The following is a 21,608-nucleotide window of genomic DNA, read 5'->3' as shown; positions in this document are numbered from 1 at the left end:
ACACAGAACGACTTAATATCCTGATAATGTGCAAAATTAAAAATCAGCAGAAAGGGTGGCAGTTACCACAAATGGGGAACCAATAACGTAAGTAGGCTGTGAGCCAGAAAGGCTTTTGCCCGTAAGCACACCATGCTGTGTTTTGGCGTTTGTTGTATAGCCATACATTGAAGACAGATAATGGTTGTCCCCAAGGTTAACGAGGTTCAGCTTGATTTTAGGAGAGACGTGGCCAATTTGCGGCAAGCGCCTGCCAAAGCCAAGGTTGGCCGTAACGTAACCGGGAATACTCTGATCATTCATGAGTGTGGCGTATTGAGCACCAGTATATTGCAGCGTAAAGTTGCCAAACCATTTGCCATCATTATAGGTCAGGCCCAGAGAACCAGAAAATTGTGGAGCACCGACTTCTTGCTTGCCTTTGGTTGCAAGATAATCTCCTGCATAAGCAATATTGTTTCCATTTTTAGTGTGCATATACTGGCCAGATGCGTAAGCGCTTACATTGTGCCAGGGGCGCGTGGCAAGTTCTGCCTGAATACCGTAGGCTTCCAGACCACCGGCGTTGATTAACTGTGAAATTGTTGATGTTGATCCCGGTTGATAGCTTATGGCCGAAACCTGATGGTTCGTTACGTTATAATGAAAGCCTGCAAGGTTAGCCATAAAGAGGCCACTATAGCGATACCCTATTTCTTCTGTAATCATATATTCTGGCTTGTAATCGGACATCGGGAGCGATGTCGCCTTGCCAGTGTTATAGCTGTAGGATGCAAGCTGTGAACTTAACCCTGCAGGAAGGTGGTAACCAGTTGTGCCGTTAACATAGATCTGATGGTTGGGATTGAAGCGGTAATTGATAAGCACCTGAGGGGAGGGAACAAACACATTTTTAATGGATTTGCTTGCCGTTACGCCCGGCAGATCCTGAGTGTATTGGCGGTTTGCCATTACCATTCTAATACCACCATCAATAGTCAGGCGGTCATGCAGGAACGACATTTTATCGTCCACAGCAAAGCTATTCAACTGCTGTAAGGCGTTTTCATTATCTTGGTTAATAAGCAGTCCGCCGTTAGCTGTAAGGGGGGCACCATTAGAGTTCCAATGCCCATTGCCATTTACAGGATAAAACTTCTGGGTGGCGGCTTCCTGAGCGTAAGAATACCAATAGGTAAAGTTAAGTGTATTGAATTTATGCTTCCAATGTCCGGTAAGGGTTAAACCGGAAGAAATTGTATACCAATCTGAAACTTCAACAGACGTTAATTTGCTAACTGATGGGTCATATCCAGGTAGGTTTTTATAATCGTCAAGATGTGCGTATTTTTCCGCGCCAGCATAACCATTGGAGACAGGCACGGTTTCGCCGTAATAATAAGGTCCATGAAATTCAACAGAATAGGCTTGTGCGTCTAAGCTTAACCCATGCCCAAAGCTGAAATGATTTTTTAATGTACCGTAAATAGCCCCAGTATTTTTGCCGTTCAGCCCAACGTAGTGTGTATCACCATTATAATACTGGTTGTTCAGGCCATATTTGGTTCCGTAGGTTTTCCAATTCGCCAAGGATGGATAAAGCCATTCACCTTGTGCGGCATCTGTAAAACCAAAAATAGCTTCTGAATGGCTACCGGGAGCCCAGCTTTTTGTAAGTGCTGCATCTACGTGCCACTTGCGAATGTCACCAGCACCACGCCACATATCACTGCGGGCATAGGAACCAGAAACAAAGCCCCGCACGCCGGAGTGTCCGATTTCTCCGCTATCGTAGCGGATAAAGTCTTTGTTCGTGCCGTAGGAGCCGCCAGAGGCCGCAACATGCACATTTTGGTGGTCCATCGGGTGGCGTAATGTTGCAGAAACCTCAGCCCCCGTTGCGTTGTAGGTGGGGGAATTAATATCCACCGAGCCCTGCATCACATTCACTTGGCCCATATTCTCACTATCAACGAGAGAAGGGGTATAGGTACTGTATGTAAAGGGGTTGGCTGCTGGCATGCCTTCAAGCGTGACACCAATTTCTGCTTGCGCCATCCCGCGAATATGAATGGTGGAAAAGGAGGTTGTAAGAGGCCCTTCACTGGCAGAAACCACGCCAGGCACTGTTTGGATCAGTGATTCGATTGTGGAAGTGGGAGACTGCATCTCGATATAGCTATGGGAAAGTGAGCTTATCGTTTTGGCAGATGTGTGTTTCACCATCATTCCGCCGCCTGCTGTTTTGCGCGAGACGACGTCGACGTTCTCATCCTTGGGTTTCGGCAATTTAGCCGTTTTTTTTGCAGCAAGGGGAGCGTGGTTTTTGTGTTTATCCGGGTAGCTGCTCGCTTTGGCTATGGTTGTGGTGTTTTGAGCAAATATACAAACTGTGCTCAGGATCAGGAACTTTTTCATTGCGGTGTCTCATTTTCCCATAAGGCGCCGCAACCTATCTGACTTTTTGTGGGTTTTTGAGAGATATTTAAAAAATTCATTTATATTAAATAGAGTATTCATAAAACATTCACGCATTGTGCGAAAAACGGGGATTCTACATATATGGTAAAATATCGACTGCTTGTGTTTTGCCGCATTTGTATGCCTGCGCACGTGTGCCTGTTGCTTGTGTGAAGAGGGTAGGGAGCAAAACAGATCGACTAAGAAATATATCTAGATATATCTTGACATACGATATATCGGAACATATATCGGAATTATGAAACACAGAAACAAACACGCAGGCGGTCGTAACCGCCCGGTTTTCTCCCCTGAAGGAACAGCAGGTTCTGGAGGGAAGCATCGCCATCAACATGGTCGGGGTGGAGGCCGACGGGGTGGCCGCAGCAGGCTTTTTGATTATGGCGAAATCCGTTTGCTGGTTCTTAAGTTAATTTCGGAAAAACCAACTTATGGTTATGAACTTATCAAGGATATCGAAGAAAAATTTGGGGGAAGTTATACCCCAAGCCCCGGTGTTATTTATCCAACACTCACTTGGTTGGAAGAAGCAGGATATATTCGCCCATCTGAAGGTGAAAGCCGTAAAAACTACCAGATAACACCAGAGGGTGAGGCGTTTTTGTCTGCCAACCAGGCCGGGTTGGAAGAAATCCTTTCTCGTGCAGCGGCAGCGGAACCCGAAGGAAGAGGTGGGCGTAAGAATATTCCCATGCCTATAATGCGCGCCATGGAAAACCTGAAAATTGCGTTGCGTCTTCGGTTGCGTAACGGTGGGCTTGACCCAGCGGCAGAAGAAAAAATTGCAGCACTTTTAGATGAAGCTGCACGTGGTGTTGGGCAAGTTTAAATCTGTAAGACAATAAGAGGGAAGATAATCATGGATGATAAAATTCAGACAGTTCTCAACCTCTATCATGAACGTATACAGCAAGAACGTCGCCAGCCGCGTATTGAAGCGCCTGGCGGTCGTGATGGGGGGCATGACCAGCGCATGCGTTCCATCGGGCCAGAAACAGGGCAACTGTTGAATATTTTAGCCAAGAGCCTGAAAAATCCAACTATTCTGGAGCTCGGCACATCCTTCGGATATTCTGGCATCTGGCTTGCCGAAGCTGCCCGCGTTGCTGACGGTAAGCTGATTACAATGGAACTGCATGATTATAAATCTGCTTATGCTCAGAAAATGGCACAGCAAGCAGGCTTGGCGAATTGGATAGACTTTCGCGTAGGTGATGCCGTGCAGATGATTGATGAGATGGATGAAAAAGTAGATTTTGTTTTTGTTGATCTTTGGAAAGATCTTTATGTGCCTTGCTTAAAGGCGTTTTACCCACGCCTTAACCCCGGTGCAATTATTGTGGCTGATAATATGATCCGGCCCGGTACAGAAGATGTAAAACGCTATGGGCAGGCCATACGCGTATTGCCCGGTATTTCCAGCGTTTTGCTACCTGTCGGGACGGGCATAGAAGTGAACCGTTTAGAAACAAAATAAAACTTCGAGTAAGCAATAGGATAAATAAATGACAACCCAGAATGTTGTTTCTGGTGCTTGCGATGTGCCAGAAATCCATCGTGTGCGGCATGAATTGCATCGCCGTTCTTTAGAAGTTGTAAAGGTGGAGCGGTTAACACCGCATATGATAAGGATAAGTCTTGCAGGTTCGGATCTAGCGGGTTTTGTAAGTTCCTCTCCGGATGATCATATCAAAATATTCATTCCTGGTTTGGATGGTGCGCCAGTCCGTCGGGATTACACTCCGCGCAAATATAATCCAGCAGCAGGTACGCTGGTGCTGGATTTTGTGAATCACGAAGGTGGACCTGCTGCCGCATGGGCACGGGCTGCAAAGGTTGGTGATCATCTAGATATTGGCGGCCCAAAAGGATCTCAGATTATTTCTGGCAATATCGCGCATTGGTTACTGATTGGGGATGAGACAGCCTTGCCAGCCATTGGCCGTAGGGTGGAGGAGCTTCCCGCTCAAAGCCATGTGACAACAATCGTTGCTGTGCCAGGGCAAGAAGACGAGCAGATATTCGAAACATCTGCACAGCATATAGCGCATTGGGTTCATCGTCCTTTGGATAAAGCTGATGATGCACAAGGTATTGTGTCTGCTCTATCCGGCATGGATATTTCAGAACACACATTTATTTGGATTGGGGCAGAAGCCCGTGTTGCAAAAACAGTGCGCCAATATTTTCTTGAAAAACGCGGTATTGCCACACAATGGATCAAGGCATCTGGTTATTGGGTGCAAGGGCAGGCAGATGCATCTGTTAAGGATGTGAGTGCATAATAAAGAGACCAAGACATAATGCAGTAGTATTGCTACTGCATTATGTTACCAGCCGCACAATGGCTGCATGCTTGATCAGAGTATTGTTTCAACGGCTCTGCTTACCATTGTCAGCGACCTTGGTGGCTTGGTATTCAGAGGTCACGGTTGCTGGACAGTGAGACCAAAAATAGCCTTCTTGCTTATGCTGGTGGAGATGGCAGCCTCTCTGCTCAGGAACAGCTCAAACTGAAGAACTATGTGTTTCCTAGCGCTTTAGAATTGCGGACAGGAAATGGCACGATACGTTTGCACCTTAGGGCGCGGGCCATTCTTGCATCATGATTCATCTGTTCATATACAAAAGCCAAAAACGCTCATTCAATCAGGCTGTTTATGATCTGTATTTCACTGTTGATCAGTAAATTGCGTGAATGAGAAATTCTATATTTATGGTTAGAGAAATTTATAAGAATTCAAAAGTTTATAAAATAAAATACATTATTTTATTTTTAATATGCTGGGTGTTTACATAAATCAGCATGTAAACACCCAGTGTTTTATCCTGTATAGAATAATAACCTGTATTTATTTTATGAGGCCCATTTCTGGGTCCGTAATGCTATGGTTCCCATTGTCGAGATGGCCTGCAAAAACATAAGAAAATTCAGGTTCTTTGGGTGCTGTCAGTGTTAAATTATACCACATGTTGGATTGAGCAAGAGGTATAACCTGCCTGACATTGCCTTGGGCAGGAATGTGCAGGACATGTAAAGCTGCGTGCCCTAGTCTATTGCAGTGGATTTCCAATGTATCATGTCCCATGTTTTTTAGGCAAAGAAGCATGCTTTCCTTGCTCGAAGGCATATATTTACATTCAGCTAAAAGTTTTATGCCATGCTTGCGCCCAGTAAATTTGCGGTAGAAGCCATTGGGTGCGTGAACAGATACATCGTAAAGATTGCTTTCAGATAAACGGCTATCAATATTTACCGTTATGTTATCTCCAGCAGCTACAGCATAGGTGCTGGATCGCATACCGCTTTCTTGCCGCATGTTGTGGGTGTACACATTAAAAGGGGCACCAGATGAAAGGTGCTTGTGTACCTTTGTACCTGCTTGCAGATGCAGGGATATGGTTTGTCCATCTGCGCTTAGGCCGCCATCACAGTACAGTTCATAGGGTAGGGCGCAGGCTGGCCGTGTGCCTGGTTCCTGTTTTACATAGCGCTGTAGTTGGAGGGGATCGTTTTTCAGCAGCGTAATGTCTGCTTCTTCGAGAGATTTAAATCCACTGGGCATAGGCCGGTAGCGTGCATCTTCGATAATTTCTAGATGTTTATCTCTTTCAATAAATGGAAGTTGTGGAACCGTGCCATCATAAGGGCGGAAGCATGATGTTAAATCCCCACTAATGGCACGGCGCCATGGAGAAATATTGGTTTCGGTAACCTTTTTACCAAACTTACCTTCAATAAACTTTTCAAGAAACTGAAGTGTAGAGCTATGCTCGAACAGCTGAGAATTCACCCAGCCTCCACGGCTCCACGGAGATGCAACAATCATGGGAACCCGAAAGCCCAGACCAATTGGGCCACTACGTGCTAATGCAGGAGGCACGCCCATAATTTCTTCATCTTTGGCGTAAGTATATTCTAGACCATCAGGCCCTATGCTGGCGGAGGATTTGCCTGTTTCCGGGCGTTTAGGGTCTGGTGCCGTGAAGGAGCAGCAATGGTCAAAGTAGCCATCATTTTCATCGTAAGTCATGATGAAAATGGTTTTTTTCCAGATTTCCGGATTTTCGGTAAGAATATCCATAACTTCTGATACAAACCATGCACCATACCAAGGTGAGGCTGGGTGATCAGAAAAATGTTCCGGTGCAGCTAACCATGAAACAGTGGGGAGTTTGCCGTTCTGTGCATCCTTGCGGAATTGATACAGGACATCTCCCTTGGGAGCATCCATATGGCGTGTAGTGGAGCCATCTGAAAAAGTGAGTGTTTCAAGTGTCCGGTAATTTTTGTCTGCTTTGTTGGTTACAAAAGCGCGTTCAAACAAGCTACGTTCTGCCGAAGTAAGCTGTTCTACTGTTTTTGTAGCAGTATCGCGGCGGCATTTTAGAACAGCCAGCAAGGCATTGGCTTCAGCTAACTGTTCCTGATGTTTTTCTGAAACAAGCCTTTCTTCGGCCTGAAGTTTTTCAATATGTTTGGAGCAGGCTTTTATACGCTCATCTACCCATTCATGAAATCTGGGGTTTGCAGATGTATTATAATTTTCAAAGCATTCTAAAATATTAAGTGCAAAGTTAGAAAGCCATGCGCGTTCTTTTTCATCCAGACCGCCAACCTGATCGGTTTCATTTTGATATACTTTCCATGAAATGCCAATCTGTTCCAATCTTTCAGGAAAGGTTGTCCATGTTAGGCCAGATTTAAGAATTTCTGGGTTGCGCATATAAACTGTGGAGTCAGTGCTTTGTTTATTACGCACAGTACCTGTCCAGAACACCAAACGGTTCGGGCAAGTGCTTGTCATCACACCGCAGTAATTTTGGTCACAAACAGTAAAAGCATCTGCCAATGCATAATAAAACGGGAGGTCTTCTCGTGTATAATATCCCATAGTCATGGGGTAGTGTTCGTATTTCTTGTAATGTGACTTTTTGACGTCTACCCACCGATCATGATGCCCGTTGTTCCACGCATCAACCTGGCTTTCTCGTGAATGAGGAATAGAGCCCATCCATGTAATGCGTGTGTCATGAATATTCAGGCGCCAAGGCACGTAGGTTTGCCCTTCTGTGCTGGATTGCACAAATACCGGGTTACCGTTGGGCTGGCGTATGGCGCGAGGGTCGTTAAACCCACGTACACCTTGTAATGTACCATATAAATGATCGAACGAACGGTTTTCCTGCATCAAGATAACAATATGTTCTGCATCCTGATATGTCGTTCCTGGATCGGGGGAAATAGCAAATGCGCGGCTAATGGCAGAAGGCAACATGCCAGCAGAACCCGCCGCCCCGGAAAGGAACGCATATTTCAGAAAATTACGGCGTGTCGTCATGTTTCGATCCTGTCAGATACGTAAAAACGTCTAATGAGAGGGAATGGTGTTTTCGTAATGGGCCCAGTATGTTGCAATTTCTTTTACAACCACACTTCCTGCCTGATACGCAGCATCCAGAGCAGGTAGAAAACCAGAAAAACCAGATTCTTCAGTTTCGGCCTTAAGTAGGTTTGCAGCCGTCTGTCCGGATGGAGGCATGTCGAAATTGCTGCCAGCGCGTAAAACAAGAATACAGTTCATATCAACGCGGCCAGCGCGTGCTTGCAGGGAAAGAGCCTGAAGTATGCCAATTTCTTCTTCTCTGGGTTCATGCCAAAGCAGTTTGCAAGTTTGGTGCATTCATATGCTACCAGATCGGATAGGCGAGAACCCCACAAGCCATGCAAGCCGATAAGCGGTGCCGGTGCTTTAAAAGCCGTTGGCAAGGCCTGTTGTGCGTAACCTGCCAGCGTAAACAGCCGCAGGACAGGCAACGCAGATAACCGGCAACTCATGAATATCCAAACCCCAGAATCAGAAATATCAATTATTAAAAAATATCTTGCGCGGCTTGCTGTTCTACTGCGCAAGTTTTTGTGTCTGGTTCTGTTTTAGCATTACGCAAGGCAAGGAGTTCCTGGCGAACTTTTGCCATTTTCTGGGTAAAAGCGGGCTGTTCTTGAAGTGTTGCAAACATGGCGCTTCCGTTCATATAGCCAGCTTGCACGTCGCTTTTCCAATGCACGCCGCAAACAATACGGCTTTCACCAAATATACGGCCGCGTTGCATGATTTGCGTTGCACGATCAGGCAGAGCGCTGGCAAGAATGGACGCCGTAAGCCAACCCCAGGTTGTATGGCCAGATGGGTAGGCATAGCTATGATCAAGCCCATCTGAATGCGCGGTGCAGATGTCTTTATCTGTTCCAACAAAAGGCCTGCGCCGTTTCCAGAAGTCTTTTTCGTTTGAAACATCTTGCTCTACGGGCTGCGCAAGCGATGTAAGAAGATCGACCATTGCGGGAAGTTTGGCTGGATCCAGATTAAATCCGGCAGCGCATGAAAAATCCTTGATAACATGGTCTGGGTTCAGGTTGGCGTCATTCTGGGCCAATTTCCAGCGCGCCTTATCTTTCAGCCCCCGCGTTTTTTCAAAAGCCCGTAAGTCTGCCTGTTGTGCAGGTTCTTCGGCCCGCGGAGGAGGCGGCAGAAATGCACGCCCATCAGGTAGGGTAAACTGTTGCGCCTGTGCGGTATGTCCAAAAAAGGTGTGCGCCAAGGAAAGACTTACGGCATAAAAAACGGCGTTACGAAAACGCATAGTGACTTATTCCCACATCAATCGTCATACTGGCGTATAATTTACCTGCATTTCACATTTATAACTGTGACGATTGCATGAAGATCGTGGAGAGTGGACTTTGTAGATAAAGTGCTAAACAGCAAAAACATAGAAAGGCTAGCACATGCCGCATCATACTTTGGTCGAAAAGTTAGAGCTTGCCTTGCCAGTTATTCAGGCTCCTATGGCTGGCATAAGTAATGCTGAAATGGTTATTGCTGCCAGTAATGCAGGTTTTTTAGGCTCTCTTGGTGCTGGCATGATGTCTCCAGAGGAAATTGAGGCTTCTCTTCACCAGATTAAATCTGAAACAACATCAGCTTTTAACGTTAACCTTTTTATTATTGATCATCTGCCCCGTTATCATCCTGCCCCGCAAGATACTCTGTTTTTGCGTCATGTTTATGAAAAACTGGAATTGGATTTTATATTACCCAATCAATATGCTCCATCATTTCAGGAACAGTTTGAAGTTCTGCTTCACGCCAAACCGCCAGTTGCAAGTTTTACGTTTGGTATTCTCACACAGGAGCAGGTTTCCATGCTGCATGCTCAAGGTATTTTTGTATGTGGCACAGCTACAACCAGTGCAGAGGCGCGCGCATGGGCAGACGTTGGGGCAGATGCTGTGTGTGCTCAAGGTATAGAAGCGGGTGGGCACCGCGGAAGTTTTCTCTCTGATGGAGGAAATGGCGTAGGATTGCTTCCTCTTGTCCGGGAAATTGTAAAGGATATCTCAATTCCAGTTATTGCCGCAGGAGGTATCATGGATGGAGAAGGTATAGTAGCAGCTATAAGCTTGGGTGCAGAAGCCGTGCAAATGGGCACAGCATTTCTGGGTTGTTCAGATACCGAGTTGGCCCCAGCGTATAGAAAAGCGCTTGAACAGCATTTGCCAGCCGAAAGCACCGTATTGACGAATGTTTTTTCAGGCAGGTTGGCGCGTGGTATATGTAATCAATTTATTGAAGAATATGGAAGTTCCCAGCCGTTTCCTTATCCTGTCCAGAATGCCTTAACCCAAGCGTTACGTAAGAAGGCCGCGCGAGATGGAAACGCTGAGAATATGTCTTTGTGGGCAGGGCAGGGGCTGAGACTGATACGAAATAACTCTTTCAAAGAAATGGCGCATATTTTGCAGGATGAAATATATTCAGCAGTGGAAAAGGTAAACATAGCTTTATCTGTTGAAATAAGGTGCGGCCGCGGCGGATCATAACGGAAAATGGCAGGCCACTTCATGCCTATCGTGATGGATGGGGCGTAAAGCCGGGTCTTCCTGCTTGCAGCGTGTTTGTACGTAGGGGCAGCGTGTATGAAAACGGCAACCACTCGGGCGGTTAATGGGGCTGGGAACATCCCCTTGCAAAGGCACAGGGCGTGCTAGCCCTGTAACAGGCCGCGGGATGGCAGCAGTAAGAGCGGCTGTATAGGGGTGGGCGGGGGTGTGTAGAACGCTATCGGTATCACCAATTTCTACAATGCGGCCCAGATACATGACAGCTACCCGGTTTGATATCTGGCGCACAACAGCCAGATCATGCGCTACAAATACGTAGGTAAGGCCAAGTTGTTTTTGTAAGTCAGCAAACAGATTGATGATTTGGGCCTGAACAGAAACATCCAGGGCAGAAACAGGCTCATCCGCAATAATCAATTGAGGGGACAGCGCTAATGCACGCGCAATGTTAATACGTTGGCGTTGCCCGCCAGAAAATTCATGTGGATATCGTGCCAATGCTGTAATGGGCAGGCTAACAACTTCCATCAGTTCGTGTAAGCGCGCCGTAATTTCGGTGGAGGAACGCTTGCGGCCTTGGGCATTAGGATGAACTTTAAGAGGTTCGGCTAGTAAGTCTCCTATTCTTCGGCGCGGGTTTAGACTGGCGTAGGAATCCTGAAAAACCATCTGCATACGCTGGCGTAAGGGACGTAAGGTGCGTTCAGACAGATGCGTGATATCACGCCCTTCAAATACAATCTGGCCACTTGTAGCGGGCGTTAGTTTGAGCAGACAACGCCCTAGGGATGATTTTCCGCACCCAGATTCACCCACAACGCCCAGCACTTCCCCCGGCATAACGAAAAAGGAAACACCATCTACAGCCTTGAGTTCCTGCCCGCGGGGAAGGCGGTATGTTTTGTACAGATCGCGCACATCCAAAATGGGCGAGGGGGCTTTAGGTGCTTTCATGGCCGGAGGTGTTCCTGTGCAAGTGCATCACTCAGGCGTGGTGGCAAAGATTTTCCTTCTTGCGGGAGGACGCAAGCGGCAAAATGGTTCGGCCCTGTTTGAACGTAAGGCGGCAATGCTATTGTGCAGGTTGTATGTGCGTATTGGCAACGTGGTGAAAAAGCACATCCTGCCGGGCGGTTTTGCGGAAGCGGAGGGGAACCCGCAATGGCTGGTAAACGTAATGGTCTTGGCCCATCCAATGGCGGGATAGAGGCTAGAAGCCCGGCTGTATATGGGTGAGCGGGGGATGCAAATAGGGCAGATGTTGGCCCATATTCTGCAACACGGCCAGAATAGAGCACCATGGTGTTATCGCAGGTTTCTGCCACTACGCCCATATCATGCGTAATCAGTAAAACGGATGAGTGGTGCATACCTCGCAAGCTGCGTATCAGTTCCAGTATCTGTGCTTGTACGGTTACATCCAACGCGGTTGTGGGTTCGTCTGCAATCAGGAGAGATGGGTTGCATGAAAGGGCCATGGCAATCATGGCGCGCTGGCGCAAGCCCCCAGACAGTTGGTGTGGGTAGCGGTTGGCTGTGCGCTCTGGGTCTGGCACGCCCATATCCCCCAACAGTTTCACTGTGCGGGTGCGGGCCTGTTTGCGCGAAACACGTTCATGGGCCCGTATTTGCTCATCAATTTGCCAGCCTATTGTGTAAACAGGTGTAAAGGCTGTCATGGGGTCCTGAAAGATCATGGCAATTTCTTTGCCACGTAGGCGCCGTAGCTTTTTTGGCGGCATTCCTATCAGTTCCTGCCCCCGGAAGCAGACAGAACCCGTTACCTGCACGCCCGGAGCATCAATCAGCCCCATAAGCGCTAAAGCCGTGACAGATTTACCTGATCCAGATTCCCCCACCAGCCCTAGAATATCTTGATGGTTTAGGGTGAAGGAAACGCCATCTACAATCGGAATCATCTTCCCACGGGCCGGAAAACTTACCCGTAGGTCTCGCACATCCAGCAGGGCGTGGGGGGGCATGTTAGCGAGCATCGCGCACTCGCGGGTCAAGCAGAAGGTAGATCATATCAACCGCCGCATTTGCCAGCACAACAAATACGGCAGAATACATAACGGTGGCCATAATAAGAGGCAGATCCAGATTGGTAAGGGCCTGATAGGTGAGGCGACCAACTCCAGGCAGCCCGAAAACCACTTCGGTCAACAAAGCGCCCCCTCCGACCAACTGAGCAAAATCCATACCGAACAGAGATACAAAGGTAACCATAGCCGTGCGCAGTCCGTGCCGGATAAGAATACGAGAAGGAGAAAGCCCTTTGGCGCGGGCCGTGCGTATAAAATCTTCTCCAGATAGCGCAACAAGGTCTGCCCGCAGCACGCGGCTATAAACACCAATAAACAAAACCGCCAGCACAACCCACGGAATAACCAAGGCTTTGAACCAGCCCCAAGGGTTTTGTGTAAGCGGCACATAGCCCAGAGCCGGTACCCATGAAAAAAGCCAGGTATCGTGGTAGCGGTTCTGCGTTATCAGGTTTGCAACTTGCCCAAGCCAGAAAACGGGTATGGAAATGCCAATTAACCCCAGCATCATTAGTGTGCGGTCAATCCATGAGCCTTTAAGGGCGGCAGCCAGAGTGCCCATGACAATGGAAACGACAACCCAGATAATGGCCGCACCACATACTAAGGAAACTGTAACCGGGGCCGCGCGTGCAATTTCGGGCACCACTAGTTCGCCTCTATCTGCGTAAGAGGCCAAATCTTGTGTGATGAACAGCTTTTTCATCATGATGGCATATTGAACGGGTAAGGGGCGATCAAACCCGTATTCCTGCCGCACTTTCTGCATGGTCTGAGGCGATGCGTTTTTGCCAGCAATCCGAGCTGTAGGGTCTGCGCCCGGTGTGGCAAAAAATACAGCAAATACTAATGCGGAAATACCAAACAGCACGAAAACTGTTTGTCCCACTCGGCGGAGGGCGGCCATCAACATGTGGTGGGCCTCCTATTGTTCGCGGTGGCTGGCATCACGCACATCCAGCGCATCTCGCAGGCCATCGCCTAGAATGTTCAGGGCCAGTACTACAGCTATAATGGCCAAGCCCGGGGCAATGGCCACCATAGGGCGTGTATAAATCAATCCTTCACCATCTTGAATAAGCGTACCCCAAGATGCCGCAGGGGCCTGCACCCCAATGGACAAAAACGAGAGCGCGCTTTCAGCCAGCAAGGACATGGCCATGATAAGTGGCCCAAGAACAACAAGGGTGGAGGTGACGTTGGGGAGAATATCTTGCAGCACAATACGCCAGCGGGGTACGCCAAGGCAGCGTGCGGCCATAACAAACTCAGCTTCCCGCAATGCCATAACCCGTCCCCTAATAGGGCGTGCAGCATAAGGCACATAAACCAGCGCGATAATGCAGATAGGCAAAAGCAGGTTATCAGATTCAATAACAAACGGGCCCAGATGCAGCCCATCACTTACCGTGACAATGGAAAGAGAAATAGCAAACAGATATACGGGAACAGACCACATAATATCCATCATGCGGGAGAGAATGGTATCTATAATGCCACCGCAAAAACCAGCAGTTATTCCGACAGCAGCAGCCATTACAAGGCATAGAACGGCAGAGCAGAACGAAATCAGCAAAGAGTTCCGTCCGCCATAAAGTAACCGCGCGGCAACATCACGCCCCTGGCTATCCGCCCCTAGCATGTAAGCTCCATGCCATGTGGGGCCAATGGGGCTAAGGCCAAGGTGCAATGGGTTATCATTGGGTTGCATGATATCCACTTCCTGCCTACCCACCGTGATGGCACCTGCTACGTTGGAAACGAACGGATCTGTATGTGCAACATAGCGTGCGTAATAAGGCGCAAGCAGGCTGGCTACAGCCAGAAATACCAAAACGGCAAAAGAAAACAATGCAGAGCGATTATGGCGTAGGGACCGCAACGCCATCCGCCAAGGGCCGGGTGGTTTGGTATTTTGCGCAAAAGTGGGGGCGAGATCAGTCATGGAACCTGTAGCTGAGAAAGCAGGATTTCATCATTAAGCGTAATAATTATATTTCGTGTGCGTTTAGAAACCAGCACAACCCTTTTGGTTTGTACAAAAGGCACGGCAGGGGCCTGTGCCATCAGGGCTTTATCAACCTGAGCCCATGCCGCATTGCTGGCTGTGCGATCTGTTAAGGCAAGCTGGGCAGCGTGGTGCATCATGTCGTCAATATGCGGATCACAAAAGCCGGACATATTGGGTGAATTATCGGAATGGGGATGAAAATTGGAGCACGCAAACAACGTGTCCAGAAAGCTGGCAGCCGATGGGTAATCTGCACTCCACCCACCAATGGAAATCTGCACATGGTTGTCTGAGTTCTGCACAAACGTGAAATGGATGGCCGGGCTGATACTGTGAACCGAAGCCTTGTACCCCAGATTTTCCAATACACTGCGCAAATCTAGTGCAGTATTGTCCGATTTACCGCCAGATGGGGTTACAATAGTTACCCGCATACCCTTGGTGCCACTTTCCTGCACAAGCTGACGGGCTTTTTCCATATCCGGTTTGGCCCATTCTGGTGCAGGGTTTTGAGGGGATGCGCCAGCGGTATAGGAGCAAAAGCGTTCATACCCCGGAGTGCCTTCTGGCAGAAGCTGGCACTGCGGAGATGCAACAGCACTGCCGCCATCGTAAATCACCATAGCATGACGGTTTACCGCGTAATTAAGTGCCTGCCGCACCTTGAGGGATGTAAACGGCGGTTCATTTACATTTAACGTCGCGTAGTAATACAACAGAGGGGTAAAGATATGCACTTGGCCTGCATATTTACTGCCGACCTCACCCAAGCGGTCTAGTGGAACGTTTTCATACATTAGATCAGCTTGGCCATTTTCTACCGCGGTTACAGCGGCTTCTGGCTCCAATCCGAACGTTACTTCTACGTGGTCAGGAAAGCCCGCAGGCTGCGCATTATGCGACCATTCATGAAAGTATGGATTCCGCTCAAAACGCATATGCGTTGTGGGGTTGTAATCTGTAATTTGGTAAGGCCCCGTACCCGGAGGGGCTGTATTACCCATATCATGCGTGGGCGTGTTCGCTGGCAAAATAGCTGCATGAACCCACGCCAGATGTTCCAGAAATTCCGGGTCCGGGTGGCTGAGATGAAATGTAATGGTGTTTGCCGTTGCGTCTGTTTTAATGCCCTCGGCTAAAGTGCAATGGGCTGTGTCTTTCAGGCAGGCATCAGCCCCTTTGATTGCGCTGTAATACGGCCCTGTAGTCGGGCTGCCAGCAGCAAAAATACGCCGGAAAGAAGCCGCCACATCCGCCACGGTTAAAAGTTGCCCGTTGGAGAAGCGAATACCTTTGCGCAAGGTGAGCCTATAGGTCAGCCCGTTATCTTCTGGCTGGGGCACGTTTTCTGCCAGATTGGGAATAACGGGTTGCGCGCCTGTTCCTGCAAATTTGGGGTAGGTTAAAAGCGTATCGTAAACAGGCGTTTCAAAAAACTTGGTTAAGCCAATATAGGATATCTGTGGATCAAGTGTGCCCGCTGCGCTGGAAACCAGAATGCGCAGCGTGCCTCCTGTATGTGGAGTTTCCACTGCATGTGCAGCAGCAGGGGCCAGCATAAAACCCCACAGGAAAGGAAGAACACGTTTCATCTCCCGTGTTATGGCCTGTATGCGGGTGTCTTTCAAACTTTCCTCCTCTGCTTTTTTGCATTTACGTTAAAAAAACAGACAGAAGGTGCGTGTAACGCTTGCGTTTATGCGTGCATCATCATAAGAGGGAGCGCCAATGGTCGGGTGACCTGCGGCGTAGCGTATGCTTCAGGGTAACCTGCCTTTTTGTATTTCAGCAAGGGTGCCCGCAGCATGACCTCTTCTCCCTATAGCCGTGTTACGGAAGCTCTGGCGTTTGACGATGTGCTGGTTGTGCCGGCTGCATCTGACGTTGTGCCCAGCCAGACAACCGTTCGCACGCATCTCACACGCTCTATTGAACTGAATATTCCGCTGGTTTCCGCCGCGATGGATACAGTTACGGAAGACCAGATGGCTATTGCCATGGCCCAGCAAGGTGGCCTTGGCGTGATCCATAAAAACCTGCAACCAGAAGAACAAGCCGAGCAGGTTCGTCGCGTTAAGCGCTTTGAATCTGGCATGGTAGTGAACCCGGTAACCGTTGGCCCGGATCAGACACTGGCCGAAGTGCGTGATATCATGCACCGCCACGGTATTAGTGGCCTTCCTGTGGTGGAACCCGGCACGCAGAAGCTGGTGGGTATTCTTACCAACCGTGATGCCCGCTTTGCCGTAGATCCCAACCAGCCCGTTTCTGAGTTGATGACCAAAGATCGGCTGATCACGGTTAAAAATGGTGTGGATGCAGATACGGCCCGTCAGTTGCTGCACAAACACCGGATTGAAAAACTGCTGGTGGTTGATGATGCAGACCGTTGCGTAGGTATCATCACTGTTAAAGACATGGATAAGGCTGTAGCCCATCCGCTGGCTATCAAGGATAGCTTGGGCCGCCTGCGCTGTGCGGCTGCAACCGGAGTGGGTGAAGACGGCTTTAGCCGCGCCAAGATGCTGATTGAAGCAGGCGTGGATGTGTTGGTGGTAGATACAGCGCATGGCCATTCTGCAGGTGTTTTGGGGGCGGTTGAACGCCTGAAAGCCTTTGATGCCAATGTGCAGATCGTGGCTGGTAACGTTGCCACGCCAGAAGCGGCACATGCCCTGATTGAAGCTGGCGCAGACTGCGTGAAAATCGGTATCGGCCCGGGTTCCATCTGCACCACACGTATTGTGGCTGGCGTAGGTGTGCCTCAGTTCTCTGCCGTGCTTGAAACCTCTCTGGCATGTAAGGAAAAAGGTATTCCCTGCATTGCAGATGGCGGCATTCGTACATCGGGCGATATCGTAAAGGCCATTGGTGCTGGTGCTGATGTGGTCATGGTAGGGTCATTGCTTGCTGGCACGGAAGAGGCGCCGGGCGAAGTGTTCCTTTATCAGGGGCGTTCTTACAAATCCTACCGTGGCATGGGCAGTCTTGGCGCCATGGCGCGTGGCTCGGCTGATCGGTATTTCCAGCAGGAAGTCAAAGATGCGCTTAAGCTGGTGCCAGAAGGCATTGAAGGCCGCGTGCCTTACAAAGGCAGCATGGCTGCGGTTATTCATCAGCTGGTGGGCGGCCTTAAAGCCGGTATGGGCTATACAGGTTCCCGCGTGCTGAAGGAGCTGCAAGAAGGTGCTCAGTTCCGCCGTATTACCGGTGCGGGCCTGCGTGAAAGCCATGTGCATGATGTTTCCATCACGCGTGAAGCTCCTAATTACCGTCGGGATTGATAACCACATATGACACCTTCAGCCAGGCTTGCGGCCGCTATTGATCTGCTTGCAGCAATGGAAGCCGCCCCGCGCAAACCCGCCGATGCTGTCGCCAACAGCTTTTTTAGAGAGCGGCGCTATATGGGCGGTGGAGACCGCAGAGCCATATCCGGCCTTGTATGGGATGTTATGCGGGCGTGGCGTCGGCTTGGCTGGTGGTTGGAGCAAAAAGGGCAGGTGGCGTCTGCTCGGCTCCGGGCCGGAGCGCGTCTGTTGTTCGATGGTTTCTCTCTTGCAGAAGTAGAGGAAATGTTTGAGCAGGGGCGCTTTGCCGCAGGGGCGTTGACGCGTGGGGAACTTTCAACCCTTACGCCGCTTGCGGGCAAAACTCTGGATAACCCGGAAATGCCTCGTGCTGTTCGGCTGGAACTGCCGGATTGGCTGTTGCCCCATCTGGAAGCAACGTTTGGCGATAAGCTGGAAGAAGAGCTTGCAGCTATGTCCACCCCAGCGCCTCTGGATTTACGGGTGAATATTCTGCGCGGCCCCCGTAAGGAGGCACAACGTAGTCTGGCATGTGAAGGCCTGCATGCTGAACCTACACCGCTTTCTCCGTGGGGGCTGCGTTTACCTGCACGTTTGCCAGTTACAACAAGTGTGGCATTCCGTGATGGGCTGGTGGAAATTCAGGATGAAGGCAGCCAGCTTGTTGCTGCCATAAGTGGCGTTGAACCCCAGATGCGTGTGTTGGATTATTGCGCAGGTGCGGGCGGTAAAACGCTTGCTATGGCCATGATGATGGAAAACAAAGGCCATATTGTTGCATGCGATGTTTCTGCGCCTCGGTTAGAAGGTGCAGTTAAACGCTTGCGGCGTGCAGGCGTGCATAATGTTGAACGGCACTTGCTTGTGCCGGGAGATAAATGGGCCAAACGTCGGGCTGGATCATTCGATCGGGTATTGGTGGATGCACCATGTAGCGGAACGGGCACATGGCGCCGGAATCCAGATGCACGTTTCCGCACTACGGAACAGGATCTGACAGAGCTGTTGGAAAAGCAGGCTGCCATTATGGATCGGGCGGCAGCACTTGTTCGGGCCGGAGGGCGCATGGTGTATGCAACCTGTTCTTTGCTACGCGCAGAAAACATGGACCAGGTTACAGCATTTTTGGCACGCCATCCTGATTTCAGGCTTGTTCCTTCAGGTAGCCCAGAAATGCCGCAGGCCTTGCGTCAGGAAAGCTCCATCAGTTTAAGTCCTCTGCGGGATGGAACAGATGGCTTTTTTGCCGCCGTAATGGAACGTGCCGCGCCAGAAGCTGAGGCAGGTATAGAATAGGAAAACATTTTTAACTGTTCATCTTATTGGTCTTACGCATAATACTGATGCCTGATTCATCAGGTTCTACAGACCAATAAGATAAATGGCCTAGCATGACTGAAAGCGTAATTCTTTTTGTTTTTCTCGTGCTGGGCGGCGGTATGCTGGCACAATGGGCGGCTTGGCGGTTCAGGTTACCTGCCATTGTTCTGCTTTTTTCTCTGGGGCTGCTTTTGGGGCCGGGGTTGCAGATCATGCATCCCTCAGAGGTTGCAGGTAGCGCTTTCCACCAAATGGTTTCTTTGGCGGTGGCGCTTATCGTGTTTGAAGGCGGCCTTGCATTAGATTTTCGTCAGTTAAAAGAAGCCGGTGAGGGCGTTTTGCGCCTTACGCTGGTGGCATTGCCGATCAATTTAATTTTAGGCAGCATTGCCGCCCATTACGTTGGGCGTATGGGCTGGGGCCCAGCCTTTTTGTTTGGCGCCATTATTGTGGTTACCGGCCCAACGGTTGTTTTGCCCCTGTTACGCCATGCCAAGCTGAAACCGCGCATTGCAGCCTTTCTGCGGTGGGAAGCTATTTTGAATGACCCCGTAGGTGCCATTCTGGCCACGTTAGTGCTGGAAGTGTTGCTTATGCAGCCGGGTGAGGGGTCTGGCACATTTTTTGTATCTATCATCCCGCATATGCTGATGAGCGCTACATTGATGATTGCGCTTGGCATTGGTGCGGCATGGTTTGTGCGGTGGCTGTGCATACGGGATTTAATGCCCGATCTTCTGAAAATGCCGATACTGCTTAGTCTTGCGCTGATTCTCTACGTTATCGGCACTTTAACCATGGATGGGGCTGGGCTAATTGCCTCTACCGTGTTCGGCATGGCTTTGGTTAATCTGCGTATTCCCGGTATGGCGGAAATCCAGCGGATGAAAGAAGCGCTGGTGGTGCTCATTGTCTCCATCCTGTTCATTATGCTTACAGCCGATCTGACACGAAGTGAGCTTGCTGGTTTGTCATGGTCTATTGGGGCTTTAACGCTAGCAGTGCTGTTTGTGGTCAGGCCTTTGGGTATTTGGTTGGCTACCATAGGTTCCAGCCTAAGCCGGGCCGAACGGTTATTTATGGGGTGGATTGCACCGCGTGGGATTGTGGCGGCGGCAGTTGCAGGTGCCGCTGGGATACGATTGCAGGATGCAGGTTACCCTGGGGCTTCTCAGGTTATGCCGGCTGTTTTTGCCGTTATTGCCTCCACCATGATTTTGCATGGTTTTTCCCTTATTCCGCTAGGTCGCCGGTTGCATCTTACGCTTTCCAATCAACCAGCGCTGGCCATTGTGGGGGCCAATGATTGGTCCACACAGTTGGCTGTGGCAGTGCACGCCGTAGGCACACCTGTGTTGCTGGTGGATAGTTCTTTGGGTGATTTACGCCCAGCCGAGCTTGCTGGTGTGCCTGTTTTATGTGCTGAAGTTTTATCGGAAGAAGGCACAGAAAATTTGGAGGAGCGCCCGGCTGATTATCTTATTTCAGCTACGCCAGATGCCATTTACAATGGGTTGGTCTGTGCACATCTGGCTCCCCATTTCGGGCGGCAGAGAGTTTATCAGGTCAGCCCCGGCATTGCGCGGCTGGATCAGTACCGCGGGTTTAGCCGGGAAGCGCGCGGAAAGGTTTTGGGGCAGCCTGCGTGGAATTTTACCGTGTTGGAAGCGCTGGTGAGCCAAGGCTGGCATTTTGTTGCGATAGAAGTTACCGAAGCTAATCAGGATTATCTGCTGAGTGAAAGCAGCCATTTCCTGTTGTTTCTGGTGCTTCAGAAAGATGCGGCCATCACGATTGTATCGGCAGAGGATGAGCCACAACCAACTTTAACACCAGGCTACGTGGCAATAGGGTTGGTTGCGCCGGAACAAATAGCCAAGCCTGCTTCTGGCAATGCGGCTTAACGTGGCTGGTGAATGGTTATTTCTGTAGCCCCTGCAGCCAGCACAAAGCGTAGGTCTGCTTCTGTTAGGGCAACGCATCCTTCAGTTGGTGTTTTGTTGGGGCGTTGCAGATGCATAAAAATGGCAGAACCTTTGCCGGGTTCTGCTGGGCAATCGTTATAACCAATCACAACAATCAGATCATATACAGCATCTTCACGCCACAGTATTTCATGGCGGAAAGAAGAAGGTAGCTGGATGTGCTGGTTATAGGAGGATGATGATGGATCATCACACCATCCGTCCTGCGGGCTTAAAGGGATAACAGGCAGCGCTGCTTGTGGTTTTATAATCCGGTCAGCCCGATAAAATACTTGCCGTAGAGGAAAGGTTCCCAGCGGTGTTGCCAGATCCCCTTCGTGCTTATGGTGCGTTACGCCATTCTTGCCGATAATGGCGCTCATGCTTTTGTGTCTGCAATGCAGTTGTGCATCCATATTGCTGTTTACTGTTGGCCAGACGTGTATCATCATAAACAATCTTACCCCTGCTTTATGGCTTTCGCGTGAGGTTGACGTATCATGCCAGAAAGTGGTTTCGATACGATTCGTTTTGTGATCGTGCAGGAAGCAGGCCAAGGCAGCCGAGCCAGAGGGCTGACATAAGGAGACG

Annotated in this window: 16 protein-coding genes and 1 pseudogene; 7 read left to right on the top strand and 10 right to left on the bottom strand. The window is 49.6% G+C overall.

Annotated features, from left to right (window positions below; translation table 11 throughout):
- Positions 1-36 precede the first annotated feature (36 nt).
- Positions 37-2,397 carry a TonB-dependent receptor gene (locus tag DS739_RS07875; RefSeq protein WP_006117231.1) on the bottom strand — a complete coding sequence of 787 codons (2,361 nt, stop codon included), beginning with the start codon at positions 2,395-2,397 and terminating at the stop codon, positions 37-39.
- A 301-nt stretch (positions 2,398-2,698) separates the two neighbouring features.
- On the opposite strand from DS739_RS07875, the gene DS739_RS07870 reads away from it, so the two are divergent.
- The 3 genes from DS739_RS07870 to DS739_RS07860 are packed head-to-tail and all read left to right on the top strand — an operon-like array spanning position 2,699 to position 4,745.
- Positions 2,699-3,289 carry a PadR family transcriptional regulator gene (locus DS739_RS07870; protein ID WP_006117230.1) on the top strand — a complete coding sequence of 197 codons (591 nt, stop codon included), beginning with the start codon at positions 2,699-2,701 and terminating at the stop codon, positions 3,287-3,289.
- 24 nt (positions 3,290-3,313) lie between these two features.
- Positions 3,314-3,937, top strand: coding sequence for an O-methyltransferase (locus DS739_RS07865; protein ID WP_081461465.1), 624 nt, complete (start codon positions 3,314-3,316; stop codon positions 3,935-3,937).
- Positions 3,938-3,965: 28 nt separating this feature from the next.
- On the top strand, positions 3,966-4,745 hold the full coding sequence (locus DS739_RS07860; RefSeq protein ID WP_006117228.1) for a siderophore-interacting protein: 780 nt from the start codon (positions 3,966-3,968) through the stop codon (positions 4,743-4,745).
- Positions 4,746-5,312: 567 nt separating this feature from the next.
- On the opposite strand, the gene DS739_RS07850 is transcribed toward DS739_RS07860, so the two are convergent.
- The 3 genes and pseudogenes from DS739_RS07850 to DS739_RS07840 all read right to left on the bottom strand — a co-directional run bounded on the left by DS739_RS07850 (position 5,313) and on the right by DS739_RS07840 (position 9,105).
- Positions 5,313-7,802 (bottom strand): phosphocholine-specific phospholipase C, encoded by a 2,490-nt coding sequence (locus tag DS739_RS07850; RefSeq protein WP_006117226.1) that lies wholly within the window; start codon positions 7,800-7,802, stop codon positions 5,313-5,315.
- Between the two features lie 30 nt (positions 7,803-7,832).
- Positions 7,833-8,105 (bottom strand): annotated as a pseudogene (locus tag DS739_RS07845) (purine nucleoside permease); the annotation flags it as partial.
- A gap of 229 nt (positions 8,106-8,334) precedes the next feature.
- Positions 8,335-9,105 (bottom strand): phosphatase PAP2 family protein, encoded by a 771-nt coding sequence (locus DS739_RS07840; RefSeq protein ID WP_006117224.1) that lies wholly within the window; start codon positions 9,103-9,105, stop codon positions 8,335-8,337.
- A 145-nt stretch (positions 9,106-9,250) separates the two neighbouring features.
- On the opposite strand from DS739_RS07840, the gene DS739_RS07835 reads away from it, so the two are divergent.
- Positions 9,251-10,345, top strand: coding sequence for a nitronate monooxygenase family protein (locus DS739_RS07835; RefSeq protein WP_006117223.1), 1,095 nt, complete (start codon positions 9,251-9,253; stop codon positions 10,343-10,345).
- Here the strand turns inward: DS739_RS07835 and DS739_RS07830 are convergent.
- Genes DS739_RS07830 through DS739_RS07810 form a run of 5 tightly spaced genes read right to left on the bottom strand, consistent with a single transcriptional unit; the run spans position 10,340 to position 16,014 of the window.
- On the bottom strand, positions 10,340-11,320 hold the full coding sequence (locus tag DS739_RS07830; protein WP_035350972.1) for an ABC transporter ATP-binding protein: 981 nt from the start codon (positions 11,318-11,320) through the stop codon (positions 10,340-10,342). The genes DS739_RS07835 and DS739_RS07830 overlap by 6 nt on opposite strands.
- Positions 11,317-12,348: an ABC transporter ATP-binding protein gene (locus DS739_RS07825; RefSeq protein WP_035350967.1), complete on the bottom strand. Its 1,032-nt coding sequence runs from the start codon at positions 12,346-12,348 to the stop codon at positions 11,317-11,319. Before DS739_RS07825 ends, DS739_RS07830 begins: the two co-directional genes overlap by 4 nt.
- A gap of 1 nt (position 12,349) precedes the next feature.
- A complete protein-coding gene (locus DS739_RS07820; protein WP_006117220.1) occupies positions 12,350-13,324 on the bottom strand; it encodes an ABC transporter permease in 975 nt (324 codons plus the stop codon).
- Positions 13,325-13,336: 12 nt separating this feature from the next.
- A complete protein-coding gene (locus DS739_RS07815; RefSeq protein ID WP_006117219.1) occupies positions 13,337-14,356 on the bottom strand; it encodes an ABC transporter permease in 1,020 nt (339 codons plus the stop codon).
- A complete protein-coding gene (locus DS739_RS07810; protein WP_035350965.1) occupies positions 14,353-16,014 on the bottom strand; it encodes an ABC transporter substrate-binding protein in 1,662 nt (553 codons plus the stop codon). The genes DS739_RS07815 and DS739_RS07810 overlap by 4 nt, the downstream gene beginning before the upstream one ends.
- Before the next feature lie 213 nt (positions 16,015-16,227).
- Here DS739_RS07810 and guaB point away from each other — a divergent pair, with 213 nt between their 5' ends.
- The 3 genes from guaB to DS739_RS07795 all read left to right on the top strand — a co-directional run bounded on the left by guaB (position 16,228) and on the right by DS739_RS07795 (position 20,957).
- Positions 16,228-17,706 carry an IMP dehydrogenase gene (gene guaB / locus DS739_RS07805; protein ID WP_035350963.1) on the top strand — a complete coding sequence of 493 codons (1,479 nt, stop codon included), beginning with the start codon at positions 16,228-16,230 and terminating at the stop codon, positions 17,704-17,706.
- A gap of 9 nt (positions 17,707-17,715) precedes the next feature.
- Entirely contained in the window at positions 17,716-19,029 is a 1,314-nt protein-coding gene (locus DS739_RS07800) for an RsmB/NOP family class I SAM-dependent RNA methyltransferase (RefSeq protein ID WP_006117216.1), read from the top strand.
- Positions 19,030-19,124: 95 nt separating this feature from the next.
- Positions 19,125-20,957: a sodium:proton antiporter gene (locus DS739_RS07795; protein ID WP_006117215.1), complete on the top strand. Its 1,833-nt coding sequence runs from the start codon at positions 19,125-19,127 to the stop codon at positions 20,955-20,957.
- Here DS739_RS07795 and DS739_RS07790 read toward each other — a convergent pair.
- Positions 20,954-21,469: a L,D-transpeptidase gene (locus tag DS739_RS07790; RefSeq protein WP_170315339.1), complete on the bottom strand. Its 516-nt coding sequence runs from the start codon at positions 21,467-21,469 to the stop codon at positions 20,954-20,956. The genes DS739_RS07795 and DS739_RS07790 overlap by 4 nt on opposite strands.
- Between the last annotated feature and the right edge of the window lie 139 nt (positions 21,470-21,608).

This window comes from Acetobacter sp. JWB (genome assembly GCF_003323795.1).
GTDB classification, from domain to species: domain Bacteria; phylum Pseudomonadota; class Alphaproteobacteria; order Acetobacterales; family Acetobacteraceae; genus Acetobacter; species Acetobacter oryzifermentans.
Note: the sequence above shows the minus strand (reverse complement) of the source record. Positions and strands in the feature narration are given on the sequence as shown.

Coding starts and splice junctions, on each gene's coding strand:
- DS739_RS07875 (WP_006117231.1), bottom strand. CDS start 2,397: ATGAAAAAGTTCCTGATCCTGAGCACAGTTTGTATATTTGCTCAAAAC.
- DS739_RS07870 (WP_006117230.1), top strand. CDS start 2,699: ATGAAACACAGAAACAAACACGCAGGCGGTCGTAACCGCCCGGTTTTC.
- DS739_RS07860 (WP_006117228.1), top strand. CDS start 3,966: ATGACAACCCAGAATGTTGTTTCTGGTGCTTGCGATGTGCCAGAAATC.
- DS739_RS07850 (WP_006117226.1), bottom strand. CDS start 7,802: ATGACGACACGCCGTAATTTTCTGAAATATGCGTTCCTTTCCGGGGCG.
- DS739_RS07840 (WP_006117224.1), bottom strand. CDS start 9,105: ATGCGTTTTCGTAACGCCGTTTTTTATGCCGTAAGTCTTTCCTTGGCG.
- DS739_RS07835 (WP_006117223.1), top strand. CDS start 9,251: ATGCCGCATCATACTTTGGTCGAAAAGTTAGAGCTTGCCTTGCCAGTT.
- DS739_RS07830 (WP_035350972.1), bottom strand. CDS start 11,320: ATGAAAGCACCTAAAGCCCCCTCGCCCATTTTGGATGTGCGCGATCTG.
- DS739_RS07825 (WP_035350967.1), bottom strand. CDS start 12,348: ATGCCCCCCCACGCCCTGCTGGATGTGCGAGACCTACGGGTAAGTTTT.
- DS739_RS07820 (WP_006117220.1), bottom strand. CDS start 13,324: ATGTTGATGGCCGCCCTCCGCCGAGTGGGACAAACAGTTTTCGTGCTG.
- DS739_RS07815 (WP_006117219.1), bottom strand. CDS start 14,356: ATGACTGATCTCGCCCCCACTTTTGCGCAAAATACCAAACCACCCGGC.
- DS739_RS07810 (WP_035350965.1), bottom strand. CDS start 16,014: ATGAAACGTGTTCTTCCTTTCCTGTGGGGTTTTATGCTGGCCCCTGCT.
- guaB (WP_035350963.1), top strand. CDS start 16,228: ATGACCTCTTCTCCCTATAGCCGTGTTACGGAAGCTCTGGCGTTTGAC.
- DS739_RS07800 (WP_006117216.1), top strand. CDS start 17,716: ATGACACCTTCAGCCAGGCTTGCGGCCGCTATTGATCTGCTTGCAGCA.
- DS739_RS07795 (WP_006117215.1), top strand. CDS start 19,125: ATGACTGAAAGCGTAATTCTTTTTGTTTTTCTCGTGCTGGGCGGCGGT.
- DS739_RS07790 (WP_170315339.1), bottom strand. CDS start 21,469: ATGATGATACACGTCTGGCCAACAGTAAACAGCAATATGGATGCACAA.